Raw genomic sequence first — 16,370 nt, forward strand, 5'->3', positions numbered from 1 at the left:
GGTCAGCACTCGACCACATTCACCGCCAGACCGCCCAGCGAGGTTTCCTTGTAGGTGGACTTCATGTCCTCGCCGGTCTGCTTCATGGTGCGGATGACGGTGTCGAGCGACACGCAGTGCTGGCCGTCGCCGCACAGTGCCATGCGCGCCCCGTTGATGGCCTTGACCGCCCCCATGGCGTTGCGCTCCACGCAGGGGATCTGCACCCGGCCCCCCACCGGGTCGCAGGTGAGGCCCAGGTTGTGCTCCATGCCGATCTCGGCCGCGTTCTCCACCTGCTGGGGCGTGCCGCCCTGGACCGCTGCCAGTGCACCGGCGGCCATCGAGCAGGCGACGCCCACTTCGCCCTGGCAACCGACCTCCGCCCCGGAGATCGAGGCATTGGTCTTGTAGAGCATGCCGATGGCTGCCGCGGTGAGCAGGAAGTCGATGACGCCCTGCTCCGTCGCCCGCGGCACGAAGCGCCAGTAGTAGTGCAGCACGGCGGGCACGATGCCGGCCGCTCCGTTGGTGGGCGCCGTCACCACGCGGCCGCCTGCGGCGTTCTCTTCGTTGACGGCCATGGCGAAGGCATTGACCCAGTCGATGGCAGCGAGTGGATCCTGGTCGCCCTGCTCCTGCATGAGGCGCCGGTAGAGCTCCGGCGCCCGACGGCGCAGGCGCAGAGGTCCGGGCAGCGGCTGGCCGGCTGACTCGTGGCCGATGCCCAGGCCGCGGGCCACGCAGTCCTGCATCACGCGCCAGATGCGCAGCAGCCCCTTGCGCACCTCGGCCTCCGGCCGCCAGGCACATTCGTTGGCCATGACCAGGGCGGCGATGCTCTGCGACCGTGCCTGCCCCAGCAGTTGCTCCGCGCTGGCGAAGGGATGCGGCACGGGCGCCAGCGCGTCCGCACGCGGACCATCCGCCCCAGCCTCGACCACGAAGCCGCCGCCCACCGAAAAGTAGTGCGCATCGCGCAGCAGGCCGCCATGGGCGTCGAAGGCCGCCAGACGCAGGGCATTGGGATGCTCGGGCAGCGACCGCTCGCCCAGGAAGGCGATGTCCTGCAAGGCGTCGAAGCGGATCGGCTGCAGGCCGAGCACATGCAGCAGGCCCTCGCGCCGCACTGCGGCCAGACGTGGGGCGACCTGTTGCGGCTCGACCGAGTCGGGCGCCTCGCCCATCAGGCCGAGCATGACGCCGATGTCGGTGTCATGCCCTCGGCCGGTGGCACCGAGCGAGCCATAGAGATCGACCTGCAACTGCGCCAGCGCATTCAGCAGCCCGGCGGCCTGCAGTCCGCGCGCGAACAGAAGCGCCGCACGCATGGGCCCGACGGTGTGCGAGCTGGAGGGACCGATCCCGATCTTGAAGATGTCGAAGACGGAAAGCATCGGCCGATCATGCCGCGGGCAATTGCTGCCGCACCAGGGCAACCCAGTAGGCGGCGCCCAGCGGCAGGATGTTGTCGTTGAAATCGTAGTAAGGGTTGTGCACCGGCGGATCGTCGGCGCCCTCGCCCGCGCCGATGCCGATGTAGGCGCCGGGTCGCTTCTGCAGCATGAAGGCGAAGTCCTCCGAGCCCATGGCCGGCGCAATGTCCGTGTGCACCTGCCCCTCACCGACCAGGCTGGCTGCGGCGGCGATGGCCGCCTGCGTCTCGGCCGGCGTGTTGACCACGCCGGGATAGCCGCGCATGTACTTGAGCGACACCGTCGCGCCGTGCGTACGGGCCACGCCCTCGCAGATCTGGCGCATGGCGGCCTCGGTGCGGTCCTGCACGGCCGCGTCCAGCGTGCGCACGGTGCCGCGCAGCACGACCTCTTCGGGGATCACGTTCCACGTGTCGCCGCCATGGATCTGCGTGACGCTGACCACGGCCGACTGGGTGGCGGCGGTGCGGCGGCTCACGATGGTCTGCAATGCATTGATCAGCTGGGCCGCCACCACCACCGAGTCGATGCCGGTCTCGGGCATGGCGCCGTGGCTGCCCTTGCCGGTGACGACGATCTCGAAAGTGTCGAGAAAGGCCGTCATGGTGCCGCTGCGGATGGCGAAGTGCCCGCGCGGCAGTTGCGGAAAGTTGTGCATGCCGTAGACGGCGTCGGCCGGGAACTGGTCGAACAGCCCCTCCTCCACCATCACGCGGCCGCCGCCCTCGTTTTCCTCGCCGGGCTGGAAGACGAAGTGCACCGTCCCGCGGAAGGGCTTGTGCCGTGCCAGATGGGCCGCCGCGCCCAGCAGCATGGCGGTGTGGCCGTCATGGCCGCAAGCGTGCATCTTGCCGTTGCAGCGCGAGGCATGCGGCTGGCGGCCCAGCTCCTGCATGTTGAGTGCGTCCAGGTCGGCACGCAGCGCGATGCTGGGGCCATCGCCGTTACGGAGCGTGGCGACCACACCCGTCACGGCCAGGCCACGATGCACGGGCAGGCCCATCAGCGCCAAAGCCTGCGCCACCACGTTGGCGGTGCGGTGCTCCTCGAAGGCGGTCTCGGGATTGGCATGGATGTCGCGGCGCCAGGCGACCATGCTCTGGCGGATGTCGTCGGCGATCTCGGGATTTCGGTACATGGTGGGAGCGTGGGTCAGTGGAAGAGCTCGGCGATCAGCGTCGCGCCGAGGAAGGTGCCGGCCGTCGCCGTCAGCGACACCACCACGATGCGCCAGCCCAGCTGGCGGAACAGCGGCAGGTCCTTCGCAACCGAGAAGCCGGCCATGGCCAGCACGGGCGTGGTGAAGGCCAGGAAGTTGAGCTTGCCGGTCAGGGCCAGCACGGTGTCGGAAAAGGGAAAGAGTCCGGGCACGCCGATCACGGTGGCCAGCACCGACAGCGCGAGAACCATGGGCAACCGCGGCATCAGGCGCTTGAGCGCTTCGACGACGGCGACGATCAGCACCACCACCAGCATGCCCTCCAGCGAAGTCAGCAACGGCACTTTGTACGACAGCAGGTTGCCCACCATCACACCGCCGGTCATCACCACCCAGGCCAGTGCGGTGTCGCGCAGGCCAAGTGCGGCGTGGGCCGGCATGGCGGCTTGCGCGGGATCTGCCTGCGCTTCCACGGCCGGGCGGCGCCCGCGCGCCGTCGCACGACCGAGCAGCGGTTCGAGCCGCCCATAGAGCCAGGAACAGGCCGGCAGCGACAGGAAGAGCGTGAAGTAGAAGCCCACCACCGAGGTCAGCAAATTGGAGGCGGCGGCAATGGCGGTGAGCTGGGGCACCAGCTCGGCCGGTTGCTGCGCTGTGATCGCGCCCAGCGCCGCCGCCATCAGGCTGCCCGAACCCACGCCTGCCCCCATGGCCAGCGAGCGCGGATCGAAGATGTGCAGGCTGGCGATGAACCCCGCCAGCACCGCGATGAACACCGCGCCGAGCACGGTGCCGGTGACGTATTCGGCCAGCACACCGCGGCCCTCGGGCGAGGCCATGCCGTATTTCTCCCCGATGATGACCAGGTTGCCTTCGCGGCCCACCGAGAAGGTGGCGCCCACGGCTTCACGCTTGATGCCCAGCAGCAGCGCCAACGGCAATCCCAGCACGAGGGTGCCGAAGGCATGACCGAACTCCTGGAAGAGCAAGGCCCAGCCAGCCTGCCGCACCATCGGCAGCGCGGCACCCACGGTAAGGCCCAGCTTGACAACGAAGAGCAGCAGGCCCGCGTTGAGCAGTCCGCTCGCCAGCCCCTGCAGGCCGCGGTCCACACGCATCAGCCGGGGCAGTCGGGCCTGCGCGATGCCGAGTGCCGCGGCGATGAGCAGCGCCCACAGCATGGGCAGCAACACCACCTTGCCCGGTCCCAGCTTGAACTGTGCCGCACCGATCCACTCGGCCGCGGCCACGACGGCCAGGATGACGACCACCAGGCGCAGCTTGTCGCTCGCGGTGGATATGAAGACAGCGGCCGGCATGGCCGTGGAAGGTGGCATGGCTGGATTCATCGGCTTCGACGCCCTCGCCGGGGTCGGATATGGGTTGAAGAAAACACCGCTCCTCCAGCGGCGGCCGCCAGTCTCCGCACTTGCCGCCGTTGCATCAATGACCGGCGAATGGGATATTCGTTGCATGGAATGCAACACTTGGAAGGCGGTCGCCCGATGAATGCGATGGACGACCGCCTCGACGCCCGTCGCATGCGCTACTTCATGCAGGTGCTCGACAGCGGTTCGGTCCGCGGTGCGGCCGAGGTGCTGGGCATGGACCCGTCGGCCGTCAGCCGCGCCATCGGCGTGCTGGAGGAGGAATGCGGCGTCCGCCTGCTGGACCGTCGGGGCCGGGGCGTCGTGCCCACCGATGCGGGCGAGCTATTGGCCACCTACGTGCGCCGCCAGCACACCCAGAAGCAGCAACTGCTGGCGCAGCTCGACGACATCCAGAAGGTGGAGCGGGGCCACATCGACATCGTGGCCGGCGAAGGCTTCGTCGACTGGCTCATGCGCCACAGCCTGCAGCGCTTCATGGCGGCGCATCCGGGCATCACGGTGGACCTGTCGGTGGGCAGCACCGACGCCGTCGTGCGAGAGATCGTGGAGGAGCGGGCCCACATCGGCATGCTCTTCCAGCCGCCGCGCGACGAGCGGCTGCGCTCGCACCATTCGCACCCGGAGCCGATCCTCACGCTGGTGCTGCAGACGCATCCGCTCGCGCAACTCGGCCGGCCGCTGCGGCTGGCGGACCTGCTGCCCTACCGCGGCGCCACGCTGCATCGCGACTTCGGCGTTCGCCAGCACATCGAGGCCACCGAGATCAGCGAAGGCGTGCGGCTGCCCACGCAGCTGAGCACCACCTCCTTCCATGCGCTGGGCCAGTTCGTGATGGCGGGCCTGGGTTACGCGCTGTCGGCTCGCCTGCCCATGCCCGCGGCACCGGATGGCAGCCGCGTGGCGGCCTTGCCGATGCGCAATGCCCTGCTGTCGCAGGGGCGGGTGCATGTGGTGTCGCGCCACGGGCGTGTGCTGCCGCTGGCGGCGGCCCTTCTGCTGCGGATGATCCTGGAGGATTTCCCGCCCGCGTCAGCGCGTGCCGCGCCAGCGGTTGGTTGAAGGCAGTGGCGCACCCCGCGGTTGCAACCGTCTGCGCGCCACAATGCCCGCGGGCCGCCCGGCCTGCCTTCCTGCCCCCTCCTGCACCAAGCTTTTCAGATGACCCTCGACGCCCACACCGACTTCCACAGCCCCGCCGTGCGCCAGCTGCGCGAGGACCTCGCCCTGGCCCTGCGCGCCGCGGCGCACCACGGCCTGGGCGAAGGCGTCTGCAACCACTTCAGCGTGATGCTGCCCGGCGAGCCGGCGCGCTACCTCATCAACCCGCGCGGCCTGCACTGGAGCGAGGTCGGCCCGGACGACATCGTGATGATCGACGTGCACGGCCAGGTGCTGGCGGGCAGCCATCGCGTGGAGCCCACGGCCCTGTTCATCCACGGTGCCATCCATCGGCTGACCGGCCATGCGGTGGTCATGCATGTGCACGCACCCTATGCCACCGCCCTCACGCTCACGGCCGACCGCGCGCTCGACCCGACGCTGAGCCAGAACGCGATGCGCTACATGGACCGCATCGCCATCGATCCACACTACAACGGCCTGGCGCTGGACGATGCCGAAGGCGAGCGCATCGCGCGCACCATGGCCGCCGACCAGGGCAAGGACGTCGCCTTCCTGGCCAACCACGGCGTCATCGTGGCGGGCGCCACGGTGGCCCATGCCTACGACGACCTCTATTACCTGGAGCGCGCCTGCCTGCACCAGGTGCTGGCGCAGAGCACCGGCCGGCCCCTGGCGCCGGTGGCACCCGGGATCGCTGCGCGCGTCGCGGCCCAGGTGCAGGGCGAAAGGGAGCAGTCCGACCTGTTCTTCGAGGCGCTGCGGCGCATGCTGCCGGCGCCCGCGACCGTCACACCCTGACACGGCTGTCGCATTCGGCAGGCCTTCGTTTCACGAGGGCAGCCAAATGCTCACAACTTCTTTCCACGCTTCTCGGGCCGCTTACATGGCATTGACAAGCGGCGGCGACCATTGCTTCACCAACAACCGACAGGAAGCAAGGAGTCGTGATGAACAAGTTGACCATGGCCTTCTCGGCAGGTGCGCTGGCGCTGGCCGGACTCGCCGTCCCGGCCCTCGCGCAAGCCAGCGGCCCGAGCATCCAGGCGCAGGTGTACCTGGGAGGCCCGCCGCCGGCCCCCGCCTACGTGCCGGTGCCCGCACCGGTGTACTACCCGCCGCCGCCGCGCCATTACTACGGCCCGCCGCCGCGGTATTACGGTCCGCCGCCGCACCACTATCACCGCCCCCCGCACCACCGTCGCGGCTGGGGTGATGCCGACCGGGACGGCGTGCCCAACCGCTACGACCGCCGGCCGCACAACCCCTATCGTTACTGACCGGTCAACGGTCTGACCGAAGCGCCATCCCACCCAGGGTGGCGTTTTCACGTCCGGGCCAGCGTGGCCATCCCACCCGGCCGAACCAGGCGCCGCCAGCGATGCTCCAGGCGATAACCAGGCCGTAGACGACCAGGGCGGCCGCCTGCGCCGCGAACACCTGGGCCAGCGTGCCACCCGATGCGACCACGACCAGCCCGCCAACGCCCGCCACCAGCAGGCGCAGCAGGTTGCCCAGCACGGGCCACATCAACCGGCCCGCGCCCTGCGAGGCGAAATACAGCACCAGCCCGACCCCGAAGAAGCCGTAGAAGGGCCCCACGGCGCGCAGGTACGAGGTGCCCGCCTCCAGCATCGCCGCGTCTTGGCCGAACAGCCGCAGCCAGGCCAGCGGCCAGAGCGCAGCCGCCACGCCGATCACCGTCGTCATGCCGAAGGCCAGGGCGGCGCCGATGGCCGCCGCGCGCAGTGCACGCTCCGGGCGACCGGCGCCCATGCTCGTGCCCACCATCGCGACCAGCGGCGCGCCCAGGCCGAAGACCAGCGGCACCAGCAGGTACTCCAGTCGCGCACCGGTGCCATAGCCGGCGATGGCGCCCGCGCCCCAGTGGCCCGCCAGTCCGGTGGCGATGCCGATGCTGAGGTTGGTCGCTGCGGTCGATACCGCGCCCAGCAGGCCCACGCGCAGCACGCCGCGCATCAGGGGCCAGCTCCATTGCGCCTGCGACCATGCCGGTTGCAGCAGGCTGCGCCTCGAACGCAGGTACAGCGCCAGCGCCACCGTGCCGCCCAGGTAGTACAGCAGCAGCGCGATGGCCCCGCCCGCGATGCCCAGCGCCGGAATCGGGCCCCAGCCGGAAATGAGCATGGGCGACAGCGGCACGGCCACCACCACGCCCACGATGGTCACCAGCGCCGGCAGCGCCATGTTGCCGGTGCCGCGCACCACCGCCGCCAGCGAGTTGAACAGCCACACCAGCACGGCGCCGCCGAAGACCCAGTGCGAATAGGTCAGCGCCGCGGCCAGCACCGGGCCCTCCCCGCCCATGCGGGCATAGAGCCAGCCGCCCGCGAGCCACATGACCCCCATGCAGGCCAAGCCGAAGCCCAGCGCGATGGCCACCGCCTGCCAAACCAGCCGATGCGCGTCGTCGCGCCGGCCCGCGCCCAGGGCGCGTGCAATGGCCGAAGCGATGCCGCCGCCCATCGCGCCGGCCGAGCTCATCTGCATCAGCATCACCAGCGGAAAGACCAGCGCCATGCCAGCCAGCGCATCGGTGCCGAGACGGCCGACGAAGTAGGTCTCCACCAGGCCGATGGCCGCCTGCGCGAACATCACGGCGATGTTGGGCACGGCCAGGCGCAGCAGCGTGGGCGTGATGGGCGCCTCCAGCAGCATGCGGGTGCGCGGGTCGAGCCGGGGAGTCGATGAGGTCATGGCGAGGTCCTGGATGCGGCAAGCGGCGGCGGCGCATTGCTGCGGCCGCCGTGACGCGGTGGGGTGCGAAGAAGACGGAGGCTCAGGCCGGCGCCATGGCGCGCGCGGGTGGCGACTCGCGGATCGGCAGGTTGACCAGCGCGGCGCCGGCCGCCAGCGCGATGTCGATCCACCACATGAGGTCGTAGCTGCCGGTGCGCTCGAACACCCAGCCGCCCATCCACGCACCCAGGAAGCCGCCGATCTGATGCGACAGCATCACGAGGCCGAAGAGCATGGCCATGTTGGCCGGCCCGAACATCTTGGCGACCAGTCCCGCTGTCGGCGGCACGGTGGAGAGAAAGCTCACGCCCATCACTGCCGCAAAGACCAGCATCACGGCCACGGTCTTGGGCGCCAGCAGGAAGACCAGCACCGCCACCGCCCGCGTCGCATACACCAGCGACAGCAGCGACTTCATGCGCCAGCGCCCCAGGGCCCAGCCCATGGCCAGGCTGCCGACGATGTTGAACAGGCCGATCACCGCCAGCGACCAGCCGCCCACCGCCGGCGGCAGGCCGCAGGCCGCCACCACGCTGGGCAGATGCGTGGCCAGGAAGGCCACATGGAAGCCGCAGACCAGAAAGCCCGCGGCCAGGTAGCGGTAGCTGGGGGTGGCCAGCGCCTGGCCGATGGCCTCGCGCACCGTCAGGGCGCGAGGCCCACCGGCCGCCGCCTGCTGCGCCACCAGCGCGCGCGAATTGCCCCGAAGCACCCAGGCCGCCGGCAGGGCCAGCAGCACCAGCACGCCCAGCCACTGCATCGACGCGGCCCACCCCACCGCCGCCGTCAAACCGATGGCCACCGGCGCCAGCGCGAACTGGCCGAAGGAGCCGCCCGCATTCACCACGCCGGTCGCCAACCCGCGACGGGCCGGGGGCACCAGCCGCATGGTCGCGCCCATCATGACCGAGGGACCCGCCATGCCCGCCCCGCCCGCCGCCAGCACACCCACGGCCAGGATCAGCCCCAGCGTGCTCGTCATGTACGGCGTGATGAAGGTGCCGATGGCCACCAGCACCACGCCGAGCAAGACGGTGCGCGCGGTGCCGACGCGGTCGGCCAGGGCGCCGGCGAAGGGCTGCGTCAGGCCCCACCACAGCTGGCCGAAGGCGAAGGCCAGGCTGATGCTGCCCAGCCCCAGATGCGTGGCGGTGTTGAGCGAGGGCAGGTACAGGCCCATGGTCTGGCGCACGCCCATCGTCAGCGCGAAAGTGCCGGCGGCGGCCAGCAGCACCAGCCACAGGGCGGGCAGGCGCACCGCGCCGGCGGCCGGGGTGGAATCACTCATGCTCTTCTCCTTCGTCGGCATCGCCGTCCTCGTTGGCGCGCAGCAGGTCGATGGCCTCGTCGAGCAGCGCATGCAGGGCCAGCACCCGGTCCAGGCCCAGCAGATCGTTCAATCGTTCCTGCGCGGCGCGCCAGCGGCGCTGCGCCTCGGTCCGCTTCTCGCGGCCGGCGTCGGTGATGTGCAGCAGCCGGCTGCGCGCATCGGGCCCCTCGGCCTGCTCGATCCAGCCGGCGGCCAGCAGCGGCTGCAGGTTGCGCGTCAGCGTCGAGGCGGTGAGGCCCATGGCACGCGCCAGGTCGACCGGGCGCAACGGCCCCAGCTTGAGCACATGCGACAGCAGCGAGTACTGCGTGGTCTTGAGGCCGACCTGCGCCAGCTCGGCGTCGTACAGGCGCGAAACGCGCCGCCCTAGCTGGCGCAGCTTGAAGTTGGTGCAGCCCTTCGGCTTGACGATGGTGTTCATGGCCTATGATTGTAGATGCAACTATTGCATATGCAATCAAAGGAGATGCGATGAGCGACAGCACGAACGAACTGCAGCGCTGGCTGGACGACGAGGCCACGGTCCGCGCGCGGATGGATGCCGGTGCCGGCCCCGGCGTGGCAAGGCCTGAACAGGTGATGGGCCGCAGCGGGCTGGAGGTGATGCAGGCGATGCTGGCCGGCGAGCTGCCCTATGCCGAGATCGCCCGCACGCTGGACTTCGTGCTGATCGAGGCCGTGGCCGGCCGTGCCGTCTTCCAGGGCCAGCCGCAGGTGCGCCACCTGAACCCGCTGGGCACGGTGCATGGCGGCTGGTTCGCCACCCTGCTCGACTCCGCCCTGGGCTGCGCCGTGCACACCAGCCTGCCGGCCGGCCGCAGCTACACGACCGCGGAGCTGGGCATCAACATGGTCCGCGCGATCACGCCGCAGGTGCCGCGCGTGCGGGCCATCGGCCAGGTCATCCACTGCGGCCGGCAATTGGCCACGGCCGAGGCACGGCTGGTGGGCCCCGACGGCACGCTCTACGCGCATGCCACGACCACTTGCCTCGTGTTCGACCTGCGTCCGCGCTGAGCTCAGCGCCGGAGCAACCCGACGTTCCATCCAGGTTTGATGAAGACACCGCAGGCCGGCGTTGATAATGCTTCTCAGCCCGCAAGCACAACAACGACGAGAAGCGCGGCGCCCGTCGGCTGACCGGTCGACCTGTTCAAAAAACCTGGAGTGGGAATCCCAATGAAAGCATCGATCGCGCCCCGTGGCGCCTGGGCGCGCCGCGCCTTGCTCGCCGGCCTCGTCGGCACCGCAGCCGTCGCTGCGCAGGCCCAGGGCGAAGTCACCGTCTACACCACCCGCGAGCCCGGGCTGATCCAGCCGCTGCTGGCCGCCTTCACGCAGCAGACGCAGATCCAGGTCAAGACCGTGTTCGTCAAGGACGGCCTGGTCGAGCGCGTCAAGGCGGAGGGCCAGCGCTCGCCGGCCGATGTGCTGATGACGGTGGATGTGGGCAACCTGCTGGATCTGGTCGAGGCCGGCACCACGCAGCCCGTGCAGTCGGCCGCGCTGAATGCCGCCATTCCGGCCAACCTGCGCGGCAGCGACGGCCAGTGGTATGCGCTGTCGATGCGCGCCCGCGTGCTGTATGCGGACAAGGGCCTGAAGCTGCCCACCTTCCGCTACGAGGATCTGGCCGACGCCAAGTGGAAGGGCAAGGTCTGCATCCGCGCCGGCCAGCATCCCTACAACACAGCCCTGGTGGCGGCCATGATCGCCCACCACGGCGAGGCGAAGACCGAGCAGTGGCTCAGCGGCGTCAAGGCCAATCTGGCGCGCAAGCCCACCGGAGGCGATCGCGACGTGGCCCGCGACATCCTGGGCGGCATCTGCGACGTGGGCCTGGCCAACTCCTACTACGTGGGCCAGATGAAGGGCTCCAAGGAAGGCAGCGACGCCCGCAAGTGGGGTGACGGCATCCAGGTCGTGCGGCCGGTGTTCGGCGGCACGCAGCCGGGCGGCACGCACGTCAACATCAGTGGCGCCGCCGTGGCCAAGCATGCGCCGCAGAAGGCCAATGCGGTCAAGCTGCTGGAGTTCCTCGTCTCCGAGCCCGCGCAGGCCATGTACGCCCAGGCCAACTACGAGTACCCGGTCCGCAAGGGTGTGGCACTCGACCCGATCATCGGCCAGACGATCGGCGAGTTGAAGGTCGACCCGCTGCCGCTGACCGAGATCGCCAAGCACCGCAAGCAGGCCAGCCTGCTGGTGGACAAGGTTGGCTTCGACAAGTAAGCCGCTGCGCTTCGCGCCCTTCATGCGCCGCCCCGCGGGCCTGCGTCCCGTCGGGCGGCTTTGGCATGCGGCCACGGTCGCCATCGCCCTGGGCGTGCTGGCGCCGGTGGCCAGCCTCGTCTGGCTGGCCCTGGGCGCCGACCTGACGCACTGGGCGCATCTGGCCACCCATGTGCTGCCTGAAGCAGCCCTCAACACCGCGCTGCTGCTGGCGGGCGTGGGCGCCCTCACCCTGGGGGTGGGCACCGGCTGCGCCTGGCTGGTCGCCACCTGCGACTTTCCGGGCCATCGCTGGCTGCAATGGGCACTGCTGCTGCCGCTGGCCATGCCGACCTACATCGTGGCCTTCGCCTACCTGGACCTGCTGCATCCGCTCGGGCCGGTGCAGGGCGCCATCCGATGGGCCCTTGGCTACGACAGCCCGCGGCAGTTCCGCCTGCCCGACCTGCGCTCCATGGGCGGCGCGGTCTTCGTGCTGGGCATGGTGCTGTACCCCTATGTCTACATGACGGCGCGGGCCATGTTCGTGACCCAGCCCGCGCACCTGATGGAGGCCGCGCGCCTGCTGGGCGAAGGCCGCTGGGGCGCCTTCCGACGCGTGGCGCTGCCGCTGGCCCGCCCGGCCCTGGCGGTGGGCCTGAGCCTGGCGCTGCTGGAGACGCTCAACGACATCGGCGCCTCGGAATTCCTGGGCGTCAACACGCTCACTGTGGCGGTCTACACCACCTGGATCACCCGCTCCGACCTGGCCGGCGCCGCACAGATCGCCTGCGCCATGCTGGCGATGGTGGTCGCGCTGGTGCTGCTGGAGCGCCACGGCCGCCGGCACCAGCGCTTCGGCTCCGCGCAGCGCATGCGCGCGGTGACGCCGCGGCGCCTGCAGGGGCCGGCCGCCCTGGGCGCCACGCTGGCCGCGCTGTTGCCGGTGCTGATCGGCTTCGCGGCACCGGCCACCTACCTGGTGTGGGAAACCATCAAGCGCCTGCGGCTGGGCGGCGGCGTCTCGCCGGCGCTCATCGGCAGCCTGGGCAACACGCTGGCGGTCGCGCTGGGCGTGACGGTGCTGGCCGTGGCCGCCGGCCTGGTGGTGGCCTGGGCTACGCGCCAGCCGCCCGGCGCCATGACGCCGCGCCGCTGGCCGGCCCGCGCCGCCAGCCTGGGCTATGCGCTGCCCGGCACCGTGCTGGCCATCGGCCTGCTCACGCCGGCACTGGCGGCCGATGCCGGCATCGCCACCCTGTTCGGCCTTCCCGGCCTGCCGCTGATGAGCCTGGGCGTGACGCTGGTCGTCGCCTGCACGATCCGCTTCCTGGCCATGCCGGTGGGCGGCATCGAGGCTGGGCTGTCTCGCATTCCCGCCTCGCTCGAACAGGCCTCGCGCCTGCTGGGCGAAAGCCCGCTGGGCACGTTGCGCCGCGTGCACCTGCCACTGCTGCGCCCTGCCCTGTCGGCCGGCGCGTTGCTGGTCTTCGTGGACGCCATGAAGGAGCTGCCCGCCACGCTGCTGCTGCGCCCCGCCGACTTCGACACCCTGGCCACCTGGCTCTATGCCGAGGCCGCCCGCGGCACCTACGAGGAAGGCGCCATCGCCGCCCTGCTGATCGTGCTGGCCGGCCTGCTGCCCGTGGCCCTGCTGGCCCGCACGCCCGTCAGCGGCACGGCGGTGCAGGCCGACGACATCACGCCCCATCCATGACGACCGCTGCCGCCCTGCACATCGACCACCTTCGCCTCGGCTACGACACGCCGCGGGGCCTGCACACCGTGGTGGACGGCTTCTCTCTGACGCTCGAGGGCGGCCACATCGGCTGCCTGCTCGGTCCCTCGGGCTGCGGCAAGACGACCGTGCTGCGCGCCGTGGCCGGCTTCGAGCCGGTGCGCGCCGGGCACATCCGGCTCGGCGGGCAACTGCTCTCCGGACCGGGCGTGCATCTGGCGCCGGAGCGGCGGCAGGTGGGCATGGTGTTCCAGGAATACGCGCTCTTTCCGCACCTCACGGCCGCACAGAACGTGGCCTTCGGCCTGCGCCGGCAACCGCGGCCCGCGCAGGAGGCGCGCGTGCGCGAGCTGCTGGGTGTGGTGGGACTGGCTGAGGCTGCCAGCCGCTATCCGCATGAACTGTCCGGCGGCCAGCAGCAGCGCATCGCCCTGGCCCGCGCGCTGGCGCCTGCGCCCGCGCTGCTGCTGATGGACGAACCCTTCTCCAACCTCGACGGCGCCACCCGCCAGCACCTGACGGTGCAGGTGCGCGACATCCTGCGCGCCGCGGGGCAGACCGCCATCCTCGTCACGCACCACGAGGCCGAGGCCCACACCATGGCCGACCGCATCGGCGTGATGCACAACGGCCGGTTGGCGCAGTGGCGGGAGATGGCGCGGCCCGTCTGAGCGCCGGCGGTGACAGCGGGCTTTTGCTGCGAGCCGCGACGAGGAACCGATCACACCGGAGAATCCGGGCTTTCGTTCCCTCCCCCACGACACCATGCGACTGCTGCACACCATGCTGCGCGTTGGCAACCTCCAGCGCTCCATCGACTTCTACACCCAGGTGCTCGGCATGAACCTGCTGCGCACCAGCGAGAACCCCGAATACAAGTACAGCCTGGCCTTCCTGGGCTTCGGCAACGGCAACCCCGAGCAGGCCGAGATCGAGCTGACCTACAACTGGGGCACCGACAGCTACGAGATGGGCACCGCCTACGGCCACATCGCCCTGGGCGTGCCGGACGCCTACGCGGCCTGCGACAAGATCAAGGCGGCGGGCGGCAACGTGACGCGCGAACCGGGGCCGGTGAAGGGCGGCACGACGGTCATCGCGTTCGTGACGGATCCGGATGGCTACAAGATCGAACTGATCCAACGCAAGGACGACGCCGGCACCGGCCAGGGCCTGCGCTGACCGATGTGCGATGCGGCGCCCCGTCGCATCGCGTTGCCCACCGACTCACTGCCCCGCTGCGTCCCCAGGCAGGCTCACCAGCCGCCACAGCGACTCCGCCAGCGCCGACATCGCCGCCGGCTGGCGGTACAGCCGGATCTCGACCGGCACCCGCCATCCCCCGCCGCCCGCATCCACCAACGCGCCGCTGCGCAGCTCATCCTGCACCAGGCTGGCCGGCAACCAGGCCACGCCCTTGCCTTCGCGCACCATGGCCTTGAGCAGGATGGCGTGGTGGGCCGTGAAGACAATGGAGGCGCGGGGTTCAACGGCGGCCTGAGCCTCGTCGCCGAACAGTTCGCGCAGTTGGGCACGCAGGATGCGCCCCAGGCCCGAAGCCTCGCTGTAGGCCAGCACGGGCAGCGGGCCACCCGCAACCAGGTCGTGCATTGGCCGCCCCTGCGCATCCGGCGCCGACAGCGGCAGCAGCACATCGCCATCCAGCCGCAGCCACGGATGCTGCGCCTCGTCCAGCCGGCCCGCCACCTCGGCATGGCCATGGCACAGCACGAACTGCACGCGCCGCTGAAGCGCCAGGTCCTCGCAGGCCAGGGAGCTGTCCGACAGCGTTTGCACCGGGCCGATGCGCAGCCGCCCTTCCAGTCCGGCCAGCCAGGCCGGGAACCAGGTCAACGACAGCACATGCGTGGCCGCGAAGCGCAGGCTGGCTGCGGCCGACTCGTGGGCGGCGCGGGCCTTCTGGCGTGCAGCCTCCAGTCCAGCCAGCACGCCGCGCAGCAACGGTAGGAACCGCTGCCCCGCCGCCGTGAGCGCCACCGGATGGGCGCTGCGGTCGCACAGCTCCACGCCCACCCATTCCTCCAGCGACCGGATGTGGCGGCTGAAGGCGGGCTGCGCGATGTGCCGCACCTCGGCCGCGCGCGAGAAGCTGCCGGTGTCGGCCAGCGCGACGAAGTCTTCCAGCCAGTCGAGGTCGAGGGGGCGGTTGCCCGGGCCCATGGGCGTCTCCTGCGGGGCCGCACGGCCCGCGATAGTTGTATGCGATTCGAGTATTGGACGGTCCGGGGGCCGGCGCGGAATCATCCGCTCCGCTTCCTTCACCCATCGCACCGCACGGAGACCTGCAATGCCGTCCATCGAAAATTATCGGGGGATCATCCCCGCCATCGCCTGCCCCTTCACCCCCGACCATCGCATCGACGAGCCGGCCCTGCGCCAGCTTGCCAGCTGGCTCGCCGGCCATGAGGGCGTGGTGGCCGTGATGACCAACGGCCACACGGGCGAGGTCTTCTCGCTCACCCCCGCCGAGCGGGCCGAGGTCACGCGCATCGTGGCCGACGAACTGCGCGGCCGTCTGCCGGTGATCTCGTCCATCGTCTGCGAAGGCCTGGCCGAGGCGGCAGAACACGCACGCGCCGCCCAGGCCGCCGGCGCCGCGGCGCTGGACGTGATGCCGCCCCACCACTGGCTGCGCTTCGGCTTCACGCCGGGTCATGCGCTGCAGTACTTCGAGGCCATCCACCGCGCCGCGCCCGAGCTGGACCTGGTCTGCCACGTCTACCCCGCCTGGACGCGCGCCTCGTACAGCTCGCAGCTGCTGGCCGAGCTGGCCCGCCTGCCGTACCTGCAGGCCTTCAAGGTCGGCCAGCGGGACATGAACAAGTACGCCCGGGACATCCAGGCCATCCGCGAGGCCAACCCGGCAAAGGCGATCCTGACCTGCCACGACGAATACCTGCTGGCCTCGATGGTGCAGGGCGTGGACGGCGCGCTGGTGGGTTTCGCCACCTTCATCCCGCAACTCATCATCGACCTGTGGGCCGCGGTGAAGGCCGGCGACCTGAAGAAGGCGATGGCCATCCAGGCCGTGATCACCCCGCTGAAGGACGCCGTCTACGGCGGCGGCGAGCCCACGGGCGAGGCCCATGCGCGCATGAAGGGCGGCATGTACCTGGCCGGCGTGCTGGAGCGCGCCACCGCGCGCCCGCCCACCGAGGCGCCCAATCCGCAGGAGATGGACGCCCTGCGCGCCGCCTGCCGCCAGGCCGGCCTGCTGCGCCGCTGA

Annotated in this window: 17 protein-coding genes; 10 read left to right on the top strand and 7 right to left on the bottom strand. The window is 70.7% G+C overall.

Going from position 1 to position 16,370, the window contains the following annotated elements; all coding sequences use genetic code 11:
* Positions 1-2: 2 nt before the first annotated feature.
* From KBC94_RS10575 to KBC94_RS10585, 3 genes are read right to left on the bottom strand one after another with little or no spacing between them, the layout of a single operon-like run.
* On the bottom strand, positions 3-1,376 hold the full coding sequence (locus KBC94_RS10575; protein ID WP_294369708.1) for an L-serine ammonia-lyase: 1,374 nt from the start codon (positions 1,374-1,376) through the stop codon (positions 3-5).
* A gap of 7 nt (positions 1,377-1,383) precedes the next feature.
* Positions 1,384-2,553, bottom strand: a complete 1,170-nt coding sequence (locus KBC94_RS10580) for a M20 aminoacylase family protein (protein WP_294369710.1) — start codon at positions 2,551-2,553, stop codon at positions 1,384-1,386.
* Positions 2,554-2,567: 14 nt separating this feature from the next.
* A complete protein-coding gene (locus KBC94_RS10585; RefSeq protein WP_294369712.1) occupies positions 2,568-3,911 on the bottom strand; it encodes a DUF3100 domain-containing protein in 1,344 nt (447 codons plus the stop codon).
* Between KBC94_RS10585 and KBC94_RS10590 the strand changes: the two genes are divergently transcribed.
* From KBC94_RS10590 to KBC94_RS10605, 4 genes are all read left to right on the top strand, one after another.
* Positions 3,910-4,083 (top strand): hypothetical protein, encoded by a 174-nt coding sequence (locus tag KBC94_RS10590; RefSeq protein WP_294369715.1) that lies wholly within the window; start codon positions 3,910-3,912, stop codon positions 4,081-4,083. The genes KBC94_RS10585 and KBC94_RS10590 overlap by 2 nt on opposite strands.
* 5 nt (positions 4,084-4,088) lie before the next feature.
* On the top strand, positions 4,089-5,024 hold the full coding sequence (locus tag KBC94_RS10595) for a LysR family transcriptional regulator (RefSeq protein WP_294369906.1): 936 nt from the start codon (positions 4,089-4,091) through the stop codon (positions 5,022-5,024).
* Between the two features lie 99 nt (positions 5,025-5,123).
* Positions 5,124-5,885, top strand: coding sequence for an aldolase (locus tag KBC94_RS10600; protein ID WP_294369717.1), 762 nt, complete (start codon positions 5,124-5,126; stop codon positions 5,883-5,885).
* Positions 5,886-6,034: 149 nt separating this feature from the next.
* Positions 6,035-6,364, top strand: coding sequence for a hypothetical protein (locus KBC94_RS10605; RefSeq protein WP_234192362.1), 330 nt, complete (start codon positions 6,035-6,037; stop codon positions 6,362-6,364).
* 4 nt (positions 6,365-6,368) lie between these two features.
* Here KBC94_RS10605 and KBC94_RS10610 read toward each other — a convergent pair whose 3' ends face one another.
* The 3 genes from KBC94_RS10610 to KBC94_RS10620 form a co-directional block, all read right to left on the bottom strand.
* The gene (locus KBC94_RS10610) at positions 6,369-7,802 is read right to left on the bottom strand and encodes an MATE family efflux transporter (RefSeq protein WP_294369719.1); all 1,434 of its coding nucleotides are present in this window, start codon (positions 7,800-7,802) and stop codon (positions 6,369-6,371) included.
* A gap of 82 nt (positions 7,803-7,884) precedes the next feature.
* A complete protein-coding gene (locus KBC94_RS10615) occupies positions 7,885-9,132 on the bottom strand; it encodes an MFS transporter (RefSeq protein WP_294369720.1) in 1,248 nt (415 codons plus the stop codon).
* Entirely contained in the window at positions 9,125-9,595 is a 471-nt protein-coding gene (locus tag KBC94_RS10620) for a MarR family winged helix-turn-helix transcriptional regulator (RefSeq protein WP_294369721.1), read from the bottom strand. Before KBC94_RS10620 ends, KBC94_RS10615 begins: the two co-directional genes overlap by 8 nt.
* A gap of 50 nt (positions 9,596-9,645) precedes the next feature.
* Between KBC94_RS10620 and KBC94_RS10625 the strand changes: the two genes are divergently transcribed.
* The 5 genes from KBC94_RS10625 (at position 9,646) to gloA (ending at position 14,305) form a co-directional block, all read left to right on the top strand.
* Positions 9,646-10,191, top strand: coding sequence for a PaaI family thioesterase (locus KBC94_RS10625; RefSeq protein WP_294369724.1), 546 nt, complete (start codon positions 9,646-9,648; stop codon positions 10,189-10,191).
* 162 nt (positions 10,192-10,353) lie between these two features.
* Positions 10,354-11,406, top strand: a complete 1,053-nt coding sequence (locus KBC94_RS10630) for a Fe(3+) ABC transporter substrate-binding protein (protein WP_294369725.1) — start codon at positions 10,354-10,356, stop codon at positions 11,404-11,406.
* A 22-nt stretch (positions 11,407-11,428) separates the two neighbouring features.
* On the top strand, positions 11,429-13,102 hold the full coding sequence (locus KBC94_RS10635) for an iron ABC transporter permease (RefSeq protein ID WP_294369909.1): 1,674 nt from the start codon (positions 11,429-11,431) through the stop codon (positions 13,100-13,102).
* Entirely contained in the window at positions 13,099-13,794 is a 696-nt protein-coding gene (locus KBC94_RS10640; RefSeq protein WP_294369727.1) for an ABC transporter ATP-binding protein, read from the top strand. Before KBC94_RS10635 ends, KBC94_RS10640 begins: the two co-directional genes overlap by 4 nt.
* A 94-nt stretch (positions 13,795-13,888) precedes the next feature.
* Entirely contained in the window at positions 13,889-14,305 is a 417-nt protein-coding gene (gene gloA, locus KBC94_RS10645) for a lactoylglutathione lyase (RefSeq protein ID WP_114804430.1), read from the top strand.
* Between the two features lie 45 nt (positions 14,306-14,350).
* Here the strand turns inward: gloA and KBC94_RS10650 are convergent, their stop codons facing one another.
* Positions 14,351-15,304, bottom strand: coding sequence for a LysR family transcriptional regulator (locus tag KBC94_RS10650; RefSeq protein ID WP_294369728.1), 954 nt, complete (start codon positions 15,302-15,304; stop codon positions 14,351-14,353).
* A gap of 127 nt (positions 15,305-15,431) precedes the next feature.
* Here KBC94_RS10650 and KBC94_RS10655 point away from each other — a divergent pair, with 127 nt between their 5' ends.
* Positions 15,432-16,370 carry a dihydrodipicolinate synthase family protein gene (locus KBC94_RS10655; protein ID WP_294369729.1) on the top strand — a complete coding sequence of 313 codons (939 nt, stop codon included), beginning with the start codon at positions 15,432-15,434 and terminating at the stop codon, positions 16,368-16,370.

Source organism: Pseudacidovorax sp., from assembly GCF_017991995.1.
GTDB lineage: Bacteria > Pseudomonadota > Gammaproteobacteria > Burkholderiales > Burkholderiaceae_C > Xenophilus.